This window comes from Microvirga sp. P4_G7 (assembly GCF_056401005.1).
In genome coordinates, this window is sequence record NZ_JBFUKD010000362.1 from 1 (window position 1) to 3,725 (window position 3,725).

Annotated in this window: 5 protein-coding genes; 4 read left to right on the forward strand and 1 reads right to left on the reverse strand. The window is 62.4% G+C overall.

What is annotated here, in order from left to right; all coding sequences use genetic code 11:
- A partial coding sequence (locus tag AC1DT3_RS14575; RefSeq protein ID WP_477465965.1) for a TVP38/TMEM64 family protein occupies positions 1-574 on the reverse strand: 574 nt, incomplete at its 3' end.
- Positions 575-829: 255 nt separating this feature from the next.
- On the opposite strand from AC1DT3_RS14575, the gene rpmH reads away from it, so the two are divergent.
- The 4 genes from rpmH to AC1DT3_RS14595 form a co-directional block, all read left to right on the forward strand.
- On the forward strand, positions 830-964 hold the full coding sequence (rpmH, locus tag AC1DT3_RS14580) for a 50S ribosomal protein L34 (protein WP_038364779.1): 135 nt from the start codon (positions 830-832) through the stop codon (positions 962-964).
- A 19-nt stretch (positions 965-983) separates the two neighbouring features.
- A complete protein-coding gene (rnpA, locus tag AC1DT3_RS14585) occupies positions 984-1,433 on the forward strand; it encodes a ribonuclease P protein component (protein WP_477465966.1) in 450 nt (149 codons plus the stop codon).
- Positions 1,417-3,267, forward strand: a complete 1,851-nt coding sequence (yidC, locus tag AC1DT3_RS14590; protein WP_477465967.1) for a membrane protein insertase YidC — start codon at positions 1,417-1,419, stop codon at positions 3,265-3,267. Before rnpA ends, yidC begins: the two co-directional genes overlap by 17 nt.
- Positions 3,268-3,375: 108 nt before the next feature.
- Positions 3,376-3,725: CYTH domain-containing protein (locus AC1DT3_RS14595; RefSeq protein WP_477465968.1), on the forward strand; the 350-nt coding region annotated here is incomplete at its 3' end.

Sequence of the window (3,725 nt, forward strand, 5' to 3'; positions counted from 1 at the left end):
GAACAATGCCGACCAACGTGGCTAGAAAAAAGGTTCTGAGGCGGACTCCGAAGAACGCCGCCGACCACGTCGTCACCCAGAACGGGACGACGGGCATGAGTCGCAGAAAGACAAGGTAACCGAAGGCACCGCTCCGAAATCCGCTTGCCAGCTTCCCGACCCGCGAGTCGGCGCGCCGGGTCAACAGATCGCCGAAAGCCGTCCGAATGGTGAGAAACAAGATCGTCCCGCCAGCGGTCGCGGAGGCGGCTGCAACGGCGGTGCCGAGCGGCCATCCGAACAGGAAACCTCCGACGATCCCGAGAAAGGCAGTGGCCGGTATCGAGAGGGCGACCACCGTCACGTAGAGTCCCGCGAAAAGGGCGACGGAACCGACTGGATGGGCAGCGACCAGAGCTTCCAGGCGTTCTCGTCCCTCGACGAGCCGTTCGAGGCTGAGATAACCGTGCACCCCGGACATGAGGACGAATCCAAGCGCGGCGAGGGTCACGATCAAGGGAATCCAACGGGCAAAGCCTCCCTTACGGGCTTCCTGCCTGGCCTCTAACGGAATATCTTGCCTGGGTTCGGTCACGCCGCCTCGTCGATCTGCTCGTCCTATGTAGAGCTTAGCCGGACCGGCGTCACACCCCCGGACACGAGACGCGCGTGGCGGGAACGGATCAAGTGCAGCGTTGACTTTGCCCGCTGCTTCCGTCATAAGCCGCGAGCTGACAGCGCTCGTCTCGGGCGCTGATCTTTTTTGCAAACAGTTTCGGGGTTTTTCCCCTATTTTCCACGACAGGCGCGGTCCATGAAGGCGTGCCTGCCATGTGACCGGAGATGAGCCGTGAAAAGGACGTATCAACCGAGCAAGCTCGTTCGCAAGCGCCGCCATGGCTATCGTGCGCGCATGGCGACCAAGGGTGGCCGTAAGGTCATCGCTGCTCGTCGCGCACACGGCCGTAAGCGCCTTTCGGCGTAACGCGGCAAAGGACCTGTCCGTGCGCGACCATCGCGCAGAACCGGTCGGGCGCCTGACGAAAAGACCTGACTTCGTCGCGGCGGCCTCTGGCCGCCGCTTTCATACGGACAGGATGACCGTTCAAGGCCGCCTTCGCGACGATGCAAGTCCAGGCTTGGGTCTGCGGGTTGGGCTGACGGTGACGAAGCGGGTTGGACACGCCACCGAGCGCAATCGGATCAAGCGTCGTCTGCGGACCGCCTACCAGCGCGCGGGAGTTGAGCATTCCGCCGTGAACGCCGATATCGTGGTGATCGGTCGCCGCGACATTCTGACCGCTGAATACGCTACCCTCATCGATGATCTTCAGCGGGCGCTCCGGATCGTGACGAAGCCGAAAGGCCCGCGAGCCGGGGAACGCCCCCGAGATTCGTCCCCACCACCTACCGACGGCGACCGTCGCGGAAGCACCCATGCGCCAGGACAATAAGAACCTCATTCTCGCCATCGCCATGTCGGTCATGGTTCTCCTCGGGTGGCAGTACTTCTATGCCGCCCCGCAAGCGGACAAGCAGCGCCAGGCGGCGCAGCAGGCTCAACAGGCCCAGTCCGGAGGGCAGGCAGGCCAGACGGCCTCGCCGAGCCAGGCTGGAGGTCCCGCCACGGTCCCGGGCACGGTTCCCACCGCTCCCGCCGCACCCACGGTCGAATCACGCGATGCCGCGCTTGCCCGCTCGCCGCGCGTGAAGTTCGATACGCCCGCGATCTACGGTTCGATCAACCTGCGCGGTGCGCGTATCGACGACGTCTCGCTCAAGAATTATCGCGAAACCGTGGACCCGAAGAGCCCCAATATCGTGCTCTTCTCGCCCTCGGGCACCGCAACGCCGTATTACGCGGAGTTCGGCTGGGTCGGCGCCCCTGCAGGCGCGTCTCCCGGTCCCGACACCGTCTGGACCGCGGACAAGACGACCCTTGCTCCCAACGCGCCTGTGACCTTGACCTGGGACAACGGCCAAGGCCTGGTCTTCCGGCGCGTCATCGCGGTCGACAACGATTTCATGTTCACCGTGAAGGATGCCGTCGAGAACCGCGGCACGTCTCCGGTGACGCTCAACACCTACGGCCTCGTCTCCCGCCACGGTCGTCCGGCAACGTTGGGCTACTACGTTCTGCACGAGGGAATGGTCGGCGTTCTCGGCGACCAGGGCCTGCAGGAAGTCACCTACGCGAATCTCGACAAGGCCGAACCCATTCCGGGTCAGACCACGATCGGAAAGATCTGGGACGGTGTCACCGGCGGCTTCGTCGGCATCACCGACAAATATTGGGCGGCGACCGTCGTTCCCGATCAAACGCAACCCTTCCAAGGTTCGTTCACCGCGCGCGTCAACCCGGCGAACACGGTGTATCAGGCGAATGTCCTCGGTGGCGCGCAGACCATTCAACCCGGCGCCACGACAGAAGTGACCCAGCGTCTGTTTGCCGGCGCGAAGGAAGTCAGCGTCATCGACGGGTACAAGAACAACCTGCAGATCAAGAACTTCGATCTGCTGATCGATTGGGGATGGTTCTATTTCATCACCAAGCCCCTCTTTAAGGTGCTCGATTTCTTCTACCGGCTCTTCGGCAATTTCGGTGTCGCGATCCTTCTCGTCACCGTCATCCTGAAGATCTTCTTCCTGCCGCTCGCGAACAAATCCTATCGCTCGATGGCAAAGATGAAGGCCGTGCAGCCTGAAATGGCGGCCATCCGCGAGCGCTTCGCCGACGACAAGGTGAAGCAGCAGCAGGCTTTGATGGAGCTCTACAAGAAGGAGAAGATCAATCCGGTCGCGGGCTGCTGGCCTGTCGCAATCCAGATTCCGGTCTTCTTCGCGCTCTACAAGGTGCTGTTCGTTTCGATCGAAATGCGGCACGCGCCGTTCTTCGGCTGGATCCGCGATCTCGCGGCGCCCGATCCGACGACAGTGTTCAATCTGTTCGGGCTCATTCCCTTCGATCCGGGCACGGTTCCCGTGATCGGCCACTTCCTGCTGCTGGGTGCGTGGCCCATCATCATGGGCATCACCATGTGGCTGCAGATGAAGATGAACCCGGCGCCGCCGGACCCGGTGCAGCAGAAGGTGTTCGCCTGGATGCCGGTGATCTTCACCTTCATGCTCGGCTCGTTCCCTGCCGGTCTCGTGATCTACTGGGCCTGGAACAACCTGCTTTCGGTTATCCAGCAAGGGTTCATCATGAAGCGCAATGGCGTGAAGGTGGAGTTGTGGGACAACCTGCGCGGCGCCTTCAACAAGAAAGAGCCCGCCGCCAAGAGCTAGCGACCAGCAAAAGCTGGCGATTCACTTGCACATGGCGCCGCCCTTCATTGCCGGGCGACCGAAATGCGCTAATTCAGCCGTCGCGAGGATCATCGCGGCGGCTTTTTCATGAGTGCAGTCGAACAAGATAAAGCGACCCGTGAGATCGAACTGAAGCTCGAGCTGGATGTCGAGCATGTTGCCCTGCTGAGGCAGCACCCCCTCCTTTCTCGCGACAAAGCGCCGACCGATCACCGGGCCCGCCTTCACGCAGTCTATTACGACACCCCGGATGAAGCCCTGCGACGGGCAGGTTTGTCGCTTCGGGTCCGCAGAGAAAACGGCCGCGCGATTCAAACCGTCAAGGCGGATCGTCGAAGTGGCCGCATCGCCCTCGATCGCTCGGAATGGCAGTGCGTCGTCAAGGACGGTTTCGAGCCCGGAGCGGCGAAGGGGACGCCCCTTGCGCCTTTCCTCGC